This window comes from Microbacterium meiriae (assembly GCF_025143875.1).
Lineage (GTDB): Bacteria > Actinomycetota > Actinomycetes > Actinomycetales > Microbacteriaceae > Microbacterium > Microbacterium meiriae.
Map to the genome: position 1 here is coordinate 34,041 of NZ_JAMBDU010000018.1, position 15,306 is coordinate 49,346.

Sequence of the window (15,306 nt, forward strand, 5' to 3'; positions counted from 1 at the left end):
CGGCCAGGAGACCGAGCTCCGCGCCCGACGCGACCGGCTCAACCCCGCCAGCCTCGCCGGCGACATCCAATCCCTCCAAGACCGACCCACCGGCCTCGCCCGCGACCGCACCCTCGCACTCCAAGCCGAGGCGACCACGCCCCTGCCGGACACCTCCCGCGGCGTCCGGCTGCGCCCCGCGAACTGACCAGTTTCGCGGGCATACTTACGTGAGGCACGGGAACCTTTTCGCGGGCACTCCTACGTGAGGCACCTCGAGACCGCGGCCGCAAGCCCGGGTTATATCCTGAAAGTCGCGTGATCGCTATCTTCGGTTCGCGCCGTTGAGCAAGGAGACCTGTGACCCGTATCTTCGACAACATCGAGCTGAGCCTCGGTGGTCACCTCGTCGAGACGCTTCGAGAGTCCAACCGCATCGACGCTGCCGTCGGGTACTTCAACATTCGTGGATGGAAGCTGTTCGGCGATGTCGTCCAGGAGCGTGATTCCGGAAAGAACCCGGTAGCGAGAGTGCTGATCGGGATGGTGCATGGTGAGCCGGAGGACCAGGTGCTCGAGCACCTCCAGCGGACCCTGGAGGGTGCGCCCCTTGAGGACCTGATTGACCGGAAGACTGCGCAGGCGCGCCAGCAGCAGGCAAAGCTCAAGTTCCGGCAGCAGCTGATGCGCGGTGCCCCGTCTGCGCAGGATGAGGCGACGATCCGGGAGCTGCGCGCGCAGCTGGCTGATGGGCGCGTGGCTATTAAGCTCTTCACTCGCCGGCCCCTGCACGGAAAGACCTATATCTGTCACCGCGATGACAAGATCACACCGATCGTCGCCTATGTCGGATCGTCGAATCTCACCACCGCCGGGTTGGCGAACAATTACGAGCTCAATGTCGATGTCGTCGATTCCGACGGCGCCGCGAAGCTCCACAACTGGTTCGAGGATCGCTGGAACGACAAGTTCTCGATCGACGTCACCGAGGATCTGATCGAGGTCATCGACGAGTCGTGGGCGAGCGAGACGCCGCTGACGCCCTACGAGGTGTACCTCAAGGTCTGCTGGCACCTCTCCCGCGACGTGCGCGAAGGTCTCATCGAGTACACGTTGCCGCCGTCGATGCGCAACCAGCTGCTCGAGTACCAGGAGAGCGCCGTTAAGACGCTGTCTCGCCGCATCATGACCAAGGGCGGCGCCATGCTCGGCGACGTCGTCGGACTCGGCAAGACGATCACCGCCACGGCGACGGCGATGATGCTCAACGAGGCCGAGGGCTATCGGACGCTGATCGTGTGCCCCGTCAACCTCGTCAAGATGTGGGAGGACTACCGGGAGCGATACGAGCTCAACGCCACGGTCGTGCCCTACAGCATGGCCGCCAAGCGGCTCCCCGAGCTCGGTCGCTACCAGTTCGTCATCGTCGACGAGTCGCACACGCTGCGCAACGACACCCGGCAGGACTACCAGGCGCTGGCCGAGTACATCCGCAACTACGACTGCCGGGTGCTGCTGCTGACGGCCACGCCCTACAACATCCGGTTCAAGGACGTCGGCAACCAGCTCGGCCTCTACATCGACCCGGACGACGATCTCGGCCTGCAGCCCGTCGTGGCGATGTCCAAGGACGACCGGTTCACCGAGCGCCTCGACGGCAAGACCAGCACGCTCGAGGCGTTCAAGCGCAGCGAGGAGCCCGACGACTGGAAGCGGCTGATGAGCGAGCACCTCATCCGTCGCACCCGCTCGTTCATCCGCAAGAACTACGCGCTCGTCGACGAGGACGGCAAGGAGTACCTGACCTTCACCAACGGGACCCGCTTCACCTTCCCCGCCCGCGTGCCCAGGCCGCTCGTGCACTCGTTCGGCGCCAACGATCCCGCCGCGAAGATGGAGTCGGTCGAGACCCTGGACACCATCGACCACCTCCTGCTGCCGAGGTACAACCTGGCCGCGTACCTCAAGAAGTCGCTCAACCCGACGCCCGAGGAGAAGCGGATCATCGAGCGCTTCGAGCGCGGTAGCGGCCACCTGATCGGGTTCGTCCGCAGCGGCCTCTACAAGCGCCTGTCCAGCTGCGGCTACTCGTTCATGCTCTCCCTGCAGCGGCACATCGCCCGCAACAACCTCTACCTCTACGCCGTCGAGAACGACCTCGAGCTGCCGCTGGGCACCCTGCTCGACGTGATGCTGACCACGAGCGAGACCGACGAGGACGCCGAGGAGGACTACGACGGCGCCGAGCCGCCGATCGCCGGGGACGGCAAGAGCGAGTACGAGGCGCTGCGCGCCTCCGCCCCTAAGTCCGTGCGATGGATCCGGTCGAGCGTGTTCACGCCCCAGCTGCTCGACGACCTCCGCGCCGACACCGAGGCACTGACGGCGCTGATGGCCGACTTCGGTGAGTGGACCACCGCGGTCGACTCCAAGCTCGACGAGCTCGTGAAGCTGCTCACCGAGACGCACCCCGACGAGAAGGTGCTGATCTTCACCGAGTACAAGGACACGGCCAACTACGTCGCCGCCGCGCTCCAGGCGGCCGGCGTCGCCCGGGTGGGCATCGCCAGCGGCGAGACGAACAACCCGACCGAGATCGCGCGCCGCTTCTCCCCGCTGTCGAACATGCTCGGCTCCGCGGCCCTCGAGGGCATCGACCCGGCGAAGGTCATCGACCCGAACACCGAGTACCGGGTGCTGGTCGCCACCGACGTGCTCTCCGAGGGGCAGAACCTGCAGGACGCGCACATCGTGGTCAACTACGACCTGCCCTGGGCGATCATCCGACTCATCCAGCGCGCCGGCCGTGTCGATCGCGTCGGCCAGAAGTCCGACGAGGTCCTCATCTACTCGCTCTGGCACGACGGCGTCGAGCAGGTTCTCAACCTGCGCCAGCGCATCTCGGATCGCCTGCATGCGAACGCGGAGGTGTTCGGCTCCGACGAGCAGTTCTTCGGCTCCGACGAAGAGGTGAAGATCATCGAGGACCTCTACAAGGGCAAGCTCGACGACAACGAGCTCGACAACGAAGTGGACGCTTCCAGCCTCGCCTACGAGGTGTGGAGCGCAGCCGAGAAGGACACCCCCGAGCTCGCCGCGCGCGTGCGGGATCTTCCGGACCTCGTCTACTCGACCAGGCCCTCCCTGTCCGACCGCGACGTCGACGGCGTGGTCTGCTACGTCCGCACCGAGAACGACAACGACGGATTCGGCTTCGGATCCGCCGACGGGATCCGACTGCTCACCGGCCAGGAGGCCCTCTCGCGGTTCCGCTGCGAACCGGACACCCCTGCGCTCACGGCCCGCGCCGACCACTTCCCGCTGCTGATGCAGATGGCACAGGGCAACCTCATCCAGAGCGGCAACGTCGAGGGACGACTCAGCGGCGTCCGCAAGCGCGTCTGGAACCGCCTCAACGGCGCCATGGCGGCTGGGAAGACCGAAGTCGCCGACGCGCTCGAGGCGATCTTCACCCGGCCGCTCACGAAGGAGGCGGAGAAGCGGTTCACGACCGCGCTCTCCACGCGCACGGACGTCGACGACCTTGCCGACCTGCTCGTACTGCTGCACCGCGATAAGCGCCTGGTGATCGACCTCGCGGCCGTAGACCCGATCCACATCGTCTGCTCGATGGGAGTGGTGGCATGAGCGCCATCGAGCGCATGAAGCTCGTCAACGCCGGGAAGTTCCAGACGCTCTTCCTCGAGGAGCTCGGCTGGGACCGCCCCGACCTCGCACCGCTCAAGATCACGGTCGACGAACAGACCTTCACGCTCGAGCAGGTGGCCGGATACTCCGGCTTGCGCGTCTGGCTGTGCAAGACAGTCCCCGACGCGCGCACGCAGCGCCTGATCGACCAGCAGGTGCGCAAGGTCTCCGACGCGCGTCTGCTGATCTTCGCCGACGACACCCTCCAGGAGTGGCGCTGGTTCCAGACCGCCGATGCAGAGGGCATGGGCCAGCCCCGCCTGGCCCTGCATCGCCACCACGTCGGTCACCCCAACGAGGCCCTCAACCAGCGGCTCGGCACCATCGAGATCCCCCTCAACGAGAAGTGGACCCTCATCGAGATGCTCCGTCGGATGCGCGCCGCGTTCGACGCGGACCTCGTCACCCGCCGCTTCTACGACCAGTTCGTCCGCCGCCAGCGCGCCCTCCGTGACGTCATCGAGGGCATCGCCGACGACGGCGAGCGTGAGTGGTACTCCGCCCTGCTGATGAACCGCCTGATGTTCATCTACTTCATGCAGAAGAAGTCGTTCATGGACAACGACACCAACTATCTCCGCAACCGCCTCAACCGGCTGCGGGACATGGTCGGCGGCGGGCAGTTCTATGGCTTCTACCGCGACTTCCTGCTGCCGATGTTCCATGAGGGGCTGGGCACGAAGGAAAGCGGCCGCGTGTACGCCAGCGACGACGTCAAGAACCTCGTGGGGAAGGTGCCCTATATCAACGGCGGCATCTTCGCCCAGCACGAGCTCGAGCGCGACAACAGCATCGACGTGCCGGACGAGATCTTCACCACGATCTTCGACCTGTTCGACCGGTTCCAGTGGCACCTCGACGACCGGCCGACCGCCGCCCAGAACGAGATCAACCCCGACGTGCTCGGCTACATCTTCGAACAGTTCGTCAACGAGAAGGAGAGCCAGGACAACCGCGGCTCAGACAAAGGCGCCTACTACACGAAGGAGGACGTCACCCACTTCATGGCGAGCAACGCCATGGTGCCCGTCTTCCTCGAGCGGCTCATCGAACGCACCGGCGTCAACCCCTGGCGCTACGTGCGTGATTCCCCGGAGACCTACATCTGGGCGAGCCTCGCGTGGGGCACCGACCGTCCTCTCCCGCCCGAGATCGAAGCGCAGCGCAACGACCGCGACCGGCCCCTCTGGAACGCCCTGGCCGATGAAACCCTCGGCCTGCCCGGCGAAACCTGGTGGGAGGTCGACCGGCGTCGCCAGGAGCATGCCAAGGTTCTCGCCGCAGCCCGCGCCGGCGAGATCGACACCGTCAACCGTGCTGTCACCGAGAACATCGACCTCGAGCAGCTCGCCGTCGACACCATCGACCAGCTCAACGCCCCCGAGCAGGCGCTCGCGTCGTGGGAGATCCTCACCGCGCTGCGAGTGATCGACCCGACCTGCGGATCGGGAGCGTTCCTCTTCGCCGGCCTGCGGATCCTCCAGCCGTTGTACGAGGCCACCCTCGATGCGCTGGAGCGTCACGTGCGCTCGACCGACTTCCCCGCTGGGGCGGCGCTGCTGGAGAAGGTGGAGGACCACGCCAACCGAGACTACTTCGTCCTCAAGCACGCCACGCTGTCCAACCTCTACGGCGTGGACATCATGCGTGAGGCCGTCGAGATCGCCCGCCTGCGCCTGTTCCTCAAGCTGGTCGCCACGATCGACGATCGTGACGACCTCGAACCGCTCCCGGACCTCGACTTCAACATCAAAGCCGGCAACGCCCTCGTCGGCGCTCTCTCCGAAGATTCGCTGGAGAAGGACGTCGCCGACTGGTACTTGAAGCCGCGCGTTGCAGAGGTGCGCAAATCCGCCGCGCGCATCGCACAGGCATACGCCGTCTTCCGTGAAGGTCAGGAGAGCGGTGACTCGAACCCGGAGCAGCGCCGCCAACTCGTCGACCTCCTCAACGAGGTGCGAACCCACGTCGACGAGCTCTACCACTCGGCGATCCAGTTCACGCAGAGCGAGCCGCTCCCGCTCACCTCGTGGGTGGAGACGCACCACCCGTTCCACTGGTTCGTCGAGTTCCCCGAGGTGTTCCATCAGGGCGGCTTCGACGTCGTCATCGGCAACCCACCCTACGTCAACCGGCGCGAGCTCAGCTACCGCATCACCGGCTTCGAGACGGACAACGTCGACGACATCTACGCCTCCTGCTGCGAGCGCTCGGCGCAGATCACGCGCCCGGATGGCCGGCTCAGCCTGATCGTTCCCATCCGCAGCCAGTTCGCCGATCGCGACGAGTCGCTGCGGAAGTTCTACGAGCGGCGGTTCGATGCGATCTGGGTGAGCACGTTCCAGGAACGCCCGGCTGCCCTGTTCCAGGTGAAGGTGCGCAGCACGATCATCACCGCAGCTGGGCATGGCACCGTCTCCGAGCTGCACACGACGCTCACCCATAGCTGGATCGAGGCGTTCCGTCCGCATCTGATGGCGACGCTGCGGTACTCGTTGCGGCCCGCCGGCTCGCGGACTCCGAACTGGATGCGCGCCAGCAGCGACGCGATGTTCGAGTTGATCGACACGCTGCTTGCGAAGGGGACGATCCTCTCCTCGCTCGTCCGGATCAGCGATTACTCGGTCGGTTTCAAGAAGACCGCCACGTACTTCCTGAGCACGTACACGGTGCCGCCGGTCACCTACGACAAGACCACGCACGCCACGGTGCCCCTCAACGAGGGGAAGCTGTTCGTTCAGAACCGGAAGGACCAGCTCGCGGCCAGCGCGATCGCGGCGTCGCGGCTGGCGTTCCTGTGGTGGACGTTCACGGGCGACTGCTTCAACGTCACCAAGGGCACGATGTCGCAGATCCCGTTCTCCCCGCACGCTTACGGGCAGGACACGTTCGATGCTCTGGTGGAGCTCGGCGAGAGGATCGAGGAGGCGCTGCCGGCCGTGCGCTCCTGGGATCTCAACTCCGGGAAGTACGTGGGCGGGTACGCGATCCCCGAACTGCGTCATCTCACTGGTCAGGCCGACGAGATCATGCTGGAGGCGATCGGCCGCATCGATCTGCTGCCGGAGATCCAGTACGCCCACGCCCGGATGTACAAGAGCACCGGGATTTCCGCGACGACACTGCGAAAGTTGCCGTTCGAGGTCGAGGTGTGACGCGCGACATCCGCACGGATCCTTTGCCCTCGAGCGACTGCGATCGTTCGTCCGGGTCAGGATCCTCTGAGTGATGGATATGACAGGTAGGCGCCACCAGATGAGTTGACCCATCTCCCCGTTGCCGAGAGGGATCGTCCGACAAGTTCTGTCAGCGGTCCAAGCGGGACGGTGGCGGTCAGGTTGATCATCGCCGCACCACGCAGGCGAACCGTCTCACATCCGAGCTGTTGTAGGTGTCGGTGGAGCGTAGAGGGGTCGATGTGTCGGCCGGGAAACAATGGCGACGGGAACATCCACCCGCCGGCGTAGGCGCCTCGCTGCTCGACCTGCTTGTGCAGCAGCTCGGCGACGGGTTCCTGGAGGATGAGCGGAGCGCTGCCGACCGACAGCCTGGTCTTGCCATCTCGATGCGTGAGATGTTCTTCTTTGAGCTTGGCGAGCCGTGTAATCGGCACCGCATAGAGTCCGACCAGGAGGCCGACGATCCTTGCCTCGTCCCGGATCTCGGGATCGTTGAGGAAGCGAGAGATCCAGTACTGGTAGATCTCCTCGCTATAGGCGAGCGACGGGGCGGACTTGGTCTCAGCCGGGAGCGCGATCCGTCGGATCCGGCCAGTGTCTCTCGCCCATCTGATGAACTTGCGAACGGCGAGCGCTCTGCGCGGACTGGTCAGCGCGAACTCGTCGAAGATCGATTGCGTCGCGGTGTCCAACGTGAGGTTGCGGGAGTCCAGTAGTTGCAGGAACTCGAGGGCAGCGCGGCTTCGTTCGCGAGCGCGGGAGAGTGTGCTGTCGGTCATGCCTCGTCGTCTCACCTGCACGCGAGCCGTAGCTGGGACGACCCAGCGGGTGAAGATGGCGAGATGTTCTCGGCTCGCTGCCGGGGCGTCCTCGACGAGTGCGCGTGCCCACTGTTCGTATGACTGCCACGGGTCGTGCTTGTCCGACAGGCATCCCGCCACTTCCAGCAGTGCACGCACGCGTTGCACTGCGGTTGGTGGTTCTGTGAGCGCGTCGAGGGCTCGATGCGTCAGGGGGATCTCGCCCTCGAGCATGCGGCGCAGGATGGCGATGCTCGTGCTGCGGTTCATCCAGCGCAGGAGCCTGGCGGGATCCTGCTCCTCAGCGAGAAGATAGCGGCTCAGTGGTTCGAGAGCGGCTCTGGCGTCACCGCTCGCCGCGCTGGAGAACAGTTCATCGGCTCGTCGGGTGAGATCACAGCGCGAGCACAACACACGACGACCGGTTCGTTCTCTTCCGCAGTCGCTGCAGGCAAATATGGGGGCAGCTCCCGCGCAGCTTGCGCAAACCAATCGGTCGCCCTTGGCGTAGGCGAGGACGCGCTTGTCTCCGCAGTCGGGGCAGCTCCTGACGTAGGCGGTGGCGGAGTGGAAGCAGTTCTCGCAGACGCCTGTGCCGATGCGCGTGGAGTATAGGCGTCGGCTCTTGTGGCAGATGAAGCAGGTGATCTCCGGCTTCGGAACGCAAACACCGCAGTACGGGTTCCCGTCGATGATGGAGTGCGTCGTGCGGAGTCGTCCACACTGCGTGCAGTGGCGCCGGGACCGCGGGTCGCGTCGCCAGCAGTTGGCGCAGAACTGCGTCTCTCCCAGACGCCTCGTCACCGGCAGGTGCCGGTTGCAGATCGAGCACGGTGCGGCGTAAAGCTGTTGCTGACAGGGCCCGCACAGTCGTCGCCCGTCCGGTCCAGTCTGCACCAAGAGCCTTTCCTCTCCGCAGTGGCCGCAGACGGGAAGCTCGACCGGAAGCCCCGCCTCACGGGCGTTTCGGAGGAGTTGCTGCGCGGCGCGCGGCATCTCCTCGTCACGAGAGCGCGCGAGCGGAGGCGCCGCACGAAGGTACGCGGCGAGACGTCCTGCTCCCTGTGTGGTTGGTGCGACAGCGACAACGAATGCTTCGACCTGGCTGGCGGGCACATCGGTCCACGGTCGGCCCTGGTCGATGAGGATCGCTGTTCCTGGATGCATGCCCGCGCGCTCCCGTGCACGCTTCTTGGCTCTCGATTCTCTGCTGAAGCAGGTGGCGCAGATGCGCCCGTCCGGCGAAGTGTGATCCAGGAGCCGTTCCTCGCCGCAGCTCGCGCATTTCGGCAGGGCCACATCCAATCCACGCTCGCGCACAGCCAGCAGCACCTTCTGGGCACCTTGGGGTAAGTCGTTACGCGCCGATGCCGCCAGTGGCGCGCATTTTTCGATGATGTTGCGGAACCGGCCCTGACCCTGCGCGGTCGTGAAGACCGAGGCAACGATGGCGTCGAGGTCGGTCAGAGGAATCTCGGTCCACGGCTTCCCCTGATCCCTGAGCAGATCAGAGGGAGTGCGGCGTGGTTGCGCGGCGCGCTTCGCACGTCGTTCGCGGGAGACACACCGGCTGCAGAGTCGTCGCCCGTCCTCGGTGATGCGGGGCAGGCGGCGTTCCTCACCGCACCTCGCGCACACTGGCAAGGCGACCTCGATCCCCGCGGCGCGGCACGCGAGTAGAAACTCCCGCGCGCACCTCGGCATGCTCGGGTCTCTGGAGACCGCCAGCGGGCCCGACCGTTTCAAATAGGCCGCCAGACGGCCCGCCGCCGACCGCGACGGCACCGTCGTCATCAGGATCGCCTCCAGGCGAGCTGAGGGCAGGTTCGTCCACGGCGCACCTTGCCGAAGCAGTGGCGCTATCGCGGGATGCATGAGCGCCCCGTCGGTCCGCCTCGATTCCGCCAGGCTGCACCGGTGGCAGATGCGCACCCCGGTCTGCCCTGTTACGACGAGCGGCCGTTCCTCGCTGCAAGATCCGCAACGAGGCAACTCGATGTCGAGGCCCGCGTCTCGGGCGAGACAGAGAAGATCCCGCGCGTTGCGGAGCATGAAGGTGTCTGCTGAGGTCGCCAGCGGCGCGGAACGGCTAAGGTAGCCGCGCAACCGGCCCATGCTGATCTTTGAGGGTGCAGACTCGGCGATCAACCGCTGCAACAGCTCCCGGTCTGCACCGGTCCAGGGCGCTCCCTGCTCTATGAGCATCGCTGCGATCTGGCTGGCCTCCGGGCTATGCACCGTCGTCAATGCCCTGTGGCCTGGGTCGCGCGATCCGCGCCGGCGTGGGTGCTACCGACACCGCCGGTGCCTTGCCCACCGCACGACGCTCTGGCTGTGCTGCCTCAGCGGCAGATTCGAGAACCAGCAGATCATTGGGTTCGCACTCGAGGATCTCGCACAGCGCCCGCAGCACGTCCAGATTCAGACGCTGCGGTGTGCTCGTGACCAGACGAAACACCTGCTCGCGCGACAGGTTCACGCCGTGCTCGGCCAGGAGGGGAACGAGCTTGGTGGTCTTGAATATCTCTCTCTGCGCGAGGAGCTGGCGCAGGTTCCAGCAAAGTTGCATGCTCATGCTCGTCCCATCACGCGTTCGAGCGCTTGCGCCAGAACGCGGTTCTTGTAGTCATCGCTCACTGAGGTGTAGATCGCCGTTGTCGACGCGTACTCGTGGCCGACCTGCTCCTGAACGAACCGTTCGGGGTAGCCGAGCTCAATCAGGTGCGTCACGTACGAGTGCCGCAGGCTATGCGGAGTGTGTGCCGCATCCAGTCCGGCAACATCACGAATCATCGCGAATCGCTTGTTCAGGATCCGCGCCGTCATCCGCTGACGCCGTTCGGTCAGCCAGAGGGCCTCGACGCCTTCCTTCGCGAGAGCGGGCCGAATCTTCTCCACCCAGTTCCTCAGCCCCTCCACCGCCCATTCAAACTCGGGCAGCGCGAGCACGGTCCGCCGTTTCGGCGGCGACCCCTTGGACGACTTTCCGTAGCGGACATGCAGCCGACCGTAGCTACCCCACTCGGGCTTGTGCGGGTTCGTGCGCAAATCCGCCAGATCCATCATCACGGCCTCTTGCCGCCGGAGCCCGAACGCGTACATCGTCTTGAACAGCTGCGAATCACGGTGCGCAGGCAGCGTCATCTTCCGCCCCGCCCCCTCGCCACGTGCCACAAGTTCGTCGGCAACGGCGAAAAAGTGCTCGATCTCGTCGTAAGTCAGAGCCCGCCGCGTGGGCTTCGCCTCGAACTGCTGTAGATGCTCGAACGTGTTCCACGGGTTACAGATCTGCGTCGGGAACGTCCCAAACAACTCCTGGCATCGCTCGACCCAGTCATAGTTCGAGTCGACGAGAAACGCGCAGAAGTCCTTGATCTCGAGCTGGTAACCGCGGAGGGTCGACTGCGCGAGCGGCTCCGTACCGCTGAGCAAACTCGAGGAGTACTCCGCGACATCAGCCGGCGTCCACTTCCACGGGTACTCACCCGTGTAGTCGGAGAAGCGCCGAATCGTGAGTCGCCGTCCATAGATCGTCGATTCCGCGAGACCACGCGACCGCATCGACGCAACGTAGCCGTCGACCATCTCGCGGAACATCGCGCCCTCCGGGTCGATCTGCACGACCGTCGCTAGCTTCTTCGGGCCGGACATCAACCCTCACACAACCTTCTCTGCATCATTGATGCACTAGACTACACAAACAATGCCGGGAGGTGGCACGCGATCGCGGCGCATCTCCCTCAGATCGGCGGAACGTGGGCCGGATGGAGGGAATCGAGACGATTCGCGTCTCGTGTAGGGTCTCCGCAGCGGCGCTTGACCTTGCCGTAGCTCGAGATCAGGCCAGCCGGAAGCCGATTTGAGTCATCAGATGCCAGAGTGCGCGGTTGTGCCCTCGAGGCTCGGCTGACGCCCCTGCAGCGCGACCACATCGGGGCCGTCCACCGCGAGCTCGAACGTCTCCTCCACCGTGATGATGCGCTGGTCCGCCGCGCAGGCGGCCAGCAACGCGCCGAGCATGGTCGTCTTTCCCGCGTGGGTCGCCCCGGACACGATCACGGACGCACCTGCCCGCATCGCCTCACCCAGGGCATGCGCGGCATCAGGAGTCAGCGCGCCCTGCGCCGTCAGCGCGTCGAGCGAGCGGTGCCCGGGAAGGAACTTGCGGATGTTGACCACCCACGACCCGCGGACGACATCGGCGATCGCCACGTGCAGCCGCGAACCGTCCGGCAGCGAGGCATCGACGAACGGCTGCCCTATGTCCACGCGCCGCCCCGTCGCCTGCAGCATGCGCTCCACCAGATCCCGCACCGTCGCCTCGTCCAGCCGCAGCGCTGTCCGCTCCGCCACACCACCCCGCGCGGTATGCACGAACCCGTCTCCGTTGATCCACACCTCCTCGATGCCGGGGTCGTCGAGCAGGGGCTGCAGAGCGCCGAACCCACTCACCGCCGCGAGAACGTCCCGCACGCACGCCGCCTCGTCCTCCACGAGCACGCCGCCCCGCGCGAGAGCCCGATCGTCGTGGCGCCGCACCTCCGCCCTTGTAACCTCCCGCGCCCGCTCTGGGTCGATCGCCGGATCCACACCCTCGGTCCGCAGCCGACGCCGAACGAGGTCGGCGATGATCGACGCGGGCTGCTCCATCCCTGCATCCTCGCAACGATCAGCTCCCGGCCCGCGGAGTTATCCACACCCCCCTGCGCGGCCTCCGAACGGAGGCGGTCCGGCACCCGATACGGTGCAGGCATGAAGCGGTTCACTGTCTCGTGCGGGCTCCTCGGCGTTCTCCTCCTGTCCGGCTGCACCGGTGGTCCCGATCTCCTGCAGTGCCAGAGCGTGGCCGCCGTCGACACCGAAGTCGAGGCCTTCTTCGCACAGGACACGGTCGGCGGTACGGCGACTCCGGAGCAGACCGAGCGCCTGAAGGAGTTGGCGGACGAATACGCCGATCTCGACGTCGACGGCGAGGTACAGGAGGCGGCGACGGCCGTAAGCGACGACCTGCGCGCGCTCTACGACTACCGCGTCGGCGTCCAGAACGGCGACGCCGCGGACCCCGACCGCGAGCAGGCACTCCGCCGGACTGCGATCGACACGTTCGTCGAGGGGCAGGCCGTCTGCATCGATGGCTCGTCCTGACGCCGCCGTATCGAGCCGCCCGCCCCGGTGTCAACCGGTACGTCGCCCGTCGTCGCGCTCCCTAGGCTGAGGAGCAGACCTGCGAGGAGACGACGTGCACCGCGCCACACCAGCCGCCCCTGAACCGACCCTGAGCGTGGTCATCCCGGTCAAGGACGATGCGGCGGAACTGCGGCGATGCCTCCGCGCCCTCGCCCGGCAGACACTCCCGCCCGACGAGATCATCGTCGTGGACAACGCCTCGACCGACGATTCGGCCGCGGTGGCCGCCCGGCACGGCGCGCGGGTCGTGCGGTGCGAGACTCCGGGCATCCCGGCCGCGAGCGCGACCGGGTACGACACGGCGACGGGCGACGTGATCCTGCGGCTCGACGCCGACGGGGTACCGGGGCCGCGGTGGGTCGAGACGATGACGGCCGCGTACGTGCGGGATCCGCGGGTCGGAGCGTGGACGGGCGGAGCGCATTTCGTCGACGGTCCCCGGTTCCTGCGGAGGCCCCTCGCGGCGGCCTACCTCCTTTCCTACGTCGTCGTGTGCGGCTCCGCCCTGGGCCACGGGCCGTTGTTCGGATCGAACCTCGCCCTCCGCCGCTCGGCCTGGCTCGCCGTCCGGGACCGGGTGCACCGCGACGATGCCGCGCTTCACGACGACCTCGACCTCGCCTTCCATGTCGGCGAGCGCCACCGCATCCGCTGGCTCCTGCACACCGATATGGGCATCTCCATGCGCCCGTTCGGCAGCGGACGCTCCTTCGCCCGCCGCTCCTGGATCGGCGCTCGCACCGTCCTCGTGCACTGGCCCGAGGACTTCCCTCCGGTGCGCTGGGTGCGGCTCGCGCTGCGCCGGGTGCTGCACCGCCTCGGAGTCCCCGCGCCGGGAGCCCGCCGATGACCGCGCCGCTCCTCGGATCGCCGTCCACCACCGAGCTGCACGTCATGACCCTCAACATCCGCCGCGACCTCGGCGCGCTCGCCTGGCCGCCCGCCGACCGCTGGTCGGTTCGACGTCCCCGGCTCACCGCGCTCCTCCGCGCGGAGCGGCCGGAGGTCCTCGGCGTACAGGAGGCCCTGCCCGCGCAGGCTGCCGAGGTCTCCGCCGCGCTCGGCCCGTCGTTCCACCGCGTCGGCCGCGGCCGCCTCGCCGGACCCCGCGGCGAGGGTTGTCCGCTCTTCTACGACGCCGACCGACTGGAACTGGGCGGCTGGCGACAGGTCGCGCTCTCCCGCACCCCCGACCGCCCCGGCTCCCGCTCCTGGCTGAGCGTCTCCCCGCGGGTGGTGGTGGAGGCGTCCTTCCGCGACCGCCGCACCGGCGCCGCCCTCACCGTGCTCAACACCCACCTCGACGCGTTCTCGCCGTGGGCCCGGCTCCGTCAAGCGCAGGCGGTGCACGACGTCGCCGCCGCAGCGGAGAGCCCCGTCGTCCTCGTCGGGGATTTCAACGCCCCCGCCGGCACGGCACCGTGGTGCGCCCTCGAAGCCGACGACGTCCTCCGCGACTCGTGGACGGCGGCCGTCTCCCGCCGCACACCGGCCTGGAGCACGTTCGCCGGCTACCGGTCACCCCGCCGAGGACGCCGCATCGACGGCATCCTCACCTCCCCCGCGCTGCCCGTGCGCCGGGCGGGCATCAACGCCCGGCAGTATGGAGGAGGCTGGCCGTCGGATCATCTCGCCGTGCAGGCCCTGATCGACCTCGCCCCCGGCGCCATCCCACCCGAGGAGACCGCATGAAGGAGGACTTCCTCCGCCCGCCGCACTCCATCGCCGAGTACGGTGCCGACGCCGTTCGCGTGATCGGCGTCCTCAGCGTCCTCGTCGCGGCGATCTGGTCGACCCCGACCGACGCGGGCATCCTCGCACTCGCCCTTCCCGCCCTCATGCTCCCCCGCGTCCTCGGCATGCGCGGCGGCATCGATCTCGCCATCGGCCTGATCGTGCTCGTCGCCGCCGCGAGCAACGTGTTCGACCTGTACCGCACGCTCACCGGGTGGGACCTCGTCGTGCACTTCGTCTGCACGGGAGCCCTCGCCGCCACCGGCTACCTCGTGCTCTCCCGCCTCGGCATCGTCACGGCGCAGGAGACCCCGGCGTTCCGTCCCCGCATCCCCCTCGTGCTCTGCACCGTGATCGGGCTCGCGGCGAGCGCCGTGTGGGAGATGATCGAGTGGGCGGGCCGCACCTTCGTCACCGACGAGATCTTCGTCACCTACGAGGACACCATCGGCGACATGGCGATGGGAGGACTCGGGGCTCTTGCGGCTGGAGTCCTCGTCGCCGTCGTCCGGCTGGAGCGTCGCCGCTCGGCGTGACGGCGTGGAACTGCGGGACGATCCCCAGGGTCGAACGGGGCGCGGGTCAGTAGACTGAAGCCACCGCGCGGGAGTGGTGGAATTGGCAGACACGCAGGATTTAGGTTCCTGTGCCCCAGGGCGTGTGGGTTCAAGTCCCACCTTCCGCACGACGGGTGCTTCGGCGCCCGCATCGCTCCACCG

General features: G+C 67.0%; 10 protein-coding genes and 1 tRNA gene. 7 read left to right on the top strand and 4 right to left on the bottom strand.

All coding sequences use genetic code 11. From position 1 onward, the window contains the following. Positions 1-339 precede the first annotated feature (339 nt). Complete coding sequence (locus M4D53_RS11920) at positions 340-3,627, top strand: DEAD/DEAH box helicase family protein (RefSeq protein WP_259954198.1); 3,288 nt, start codon at positions 340-342, stop codon at positions 3,625-3,627. Then, positions 3,624-6,842 carry an Eco57I restriction-modification methylase domain-containing protein gene (locus M4D53_RS11925; protein ID WP_259954200.1) on the top strand — a complete coding sequence of 1,073 codons (3,219 nt, stop codon included), beginning with the start codon at positions 3,624-3,626 and terminating at the stop codon, positions 6,840-6,842. The genes M4D53_RS11920 and M4D53_RS11925 overlap by 4 nt, the downstream gene beginning before the upstream one ends. 56 nt (positions 6,843-6,898) lie before the next feature. Here the strand turns inward: M4D53_RS11925 and M4D53_RS11930 are convergent, their stop codons facing one another. The 4 genes from M4D53_RS11930 to M4D53_RS11945 form a co-directional block, all read right to left on the bottom strand. Then, a complete protein-coding gene (locus tag M4D53_RS11930) occupies positions 6,899-9,871 on the bottom strand; it encodes a site-specific integrase (protein ID WP_259954202.1) in 2,973 nt (990 codons plus the stop codon). Between the two features lie 25 nt (positions 9,872-9,896). Next, positions 9,897-10,241 carry a helix-turn-helix domain-containing protein gene (locus M4D53_RS11935; RefSeq protein ID WP_259954204.1) on the bottom strand — a complete coding sequence of 115 codons (345 nt, stop codon included), beginning with the start codon at positions 10,239-10,241 and terminating at the stop codon, positions 9,897-9,899. Continuing rightward, on the bottom strand, positions 10,238-11,317 hold the full coding sequence (locus M4D53_RS11940) for a tyrosine-type recombinase/integrase (protein WP_259954205.1): 1,080 nt from the start codon (positions 11,315-11,317) through the stop codon (positions 10,238-10,240). The genes M4D53_RS11935 and M4D53_RS11940 overlap by 4 nt, the downstream gene beginning before the upstream one ends. A 216-nt stretch (positions 11,318-11,533) precedes the next feature. Beyond that, entirely contained in the window at positions 11,534-12,316 is a 783-nt protein-coding gene (locus tag M4D53_RS11945; RefSeq protein ID WP_259954207.1) for an ATPase, T2SS/T4P/T4SS family, read from the bottom strand. Positions 12,317-12,418: 102 nt separating this feature from the next. Here M4D53_RS11945 and M4D53_RS11950 point away from each other — a divergent pair, with 102 nt between their 5' ends. The 5 genes from M4D53_RS11950 (at position 12,419) to M4D53_RS11970 (ending at position 15,272) form a co-directional block, all read left to right on the top strand. Beyond that, on the top strand, positions 12,419-12,811 hold the full coding sequence (locus tag M4D53_RS11950) for a hypothetical protein (RefSeq protein WP_259954209.1): 393 nt from the start codon (positions 12,419-12,421) through the stop codon (positions 12,809-12,811). A gap of 94 nt (positions 12,812-12,905) precedes the next feature. Then, entirely contained in the window at positions 12,906-13,703 is a 798-nt protein-coding gene (locus M4D53_RS11955) for a glycosyltransferase family 2 protein (RefSeq protein ID WP_187661908.1), read from the top strand. After that, positions 13,700-14,545, top strand: a complete 846-nt coding sequence (locus M4D53_RS11960) for an endonuclease/exonuclease/phosphatase family protein (RefSeq protein ID WP_259954211.1) — start codon at positions 13,700-13,702, stop codon at positions 14,543-14,545. The genes M4D53_RS11955 and M4D53_RS11960 overlap by 4 nt, the downstream gene beginning before the upstream one ends. Next, the gene (locus M4D53_RS11965; RefSeq protein WP_259954213.1) at positions 14,542-15,123 is read left to right on the top strand and encodes a DUF2238 domain-containing protein; all 582 of its coding nucleotides are present in this window, start codon (positions 14,542-14,544) and stop codon (positions 15,121-15,123) included. The genes M4D53_RS11960 and M4D53_RS11965 overlap by 4 nt, the downstream gene beginning before the upstream one ends. Positions 15,124-15,190: 67 nt before the next feature. Next, positions 15,191-15,272 (top strand) — tRNA-Leu (locus M4D53_RS11970). Positions 15,273-15,306 lie beyond the last annotated feature (34 nt).

Excerpts from the sequence above, each read along its gene's own strand:
- M4D53_RS11925 (WP_259954200.1), top strand. The coding sequence starts at position 3,624 with ATGAGCGCCATCGAGCGCATGAAGCTCGTCAACGCCGGGAAGTTCCAG.
- M4D53_RS11930 (WP_259954202.1), bottom strand. The coding sequence starts at position 9,871 with ATGCTCATAGAGCAGGGAGCGCCCTGGACCGGTGCAGACCGGGAGCTG.
- M4D53_RS11935 (WP_259954204.1), bottom strand. The coding sequence starts at position 10,241 with ATGAGCATGCAACTTTGCTGGAACCTGCGCCAGCTCCTCGCGCAGAGA.
- M4D53_RS11940 (WP_259954205.1), bottom strand. The coding sequence starts at position 11,317 with ATGTCCGGCCCGAAGAAGCTAGCGACGGTCGTGCAGATCGACCCGGAG.
- M4D53_RS11945 (WP_259954207.1), bottom strand. The coding sequence starts at position 12,316 with ATGGAGCAGCCCGCGTCGATCATCGCCGACCTCGTTCGGCGTCGGCTG.
- M4D53_RS11950 (WP_259954209.1), top strand. The coding sequence starts at position 12,419 with ATGAAGCGGTTCACTGTCTCGTGCGGGCTCCTCGGCGTTCTCCTCCTG.
- M4D53_RS11960 (WP_259954211.1), top strand. The coding sequence starts at position 13,700 with ATGACCGCGCCGCTCCTCGGATCGCCGTCCACCACCGAGCTGCACGTC.
- M4D53_RS11965 (WP_259954213.1), top strand. The coding sequence starts at position 14,542 with ATGAAGGAGGACTTCCTCCGCCCGCCGCACTCCATCGCCGAGTACGGT.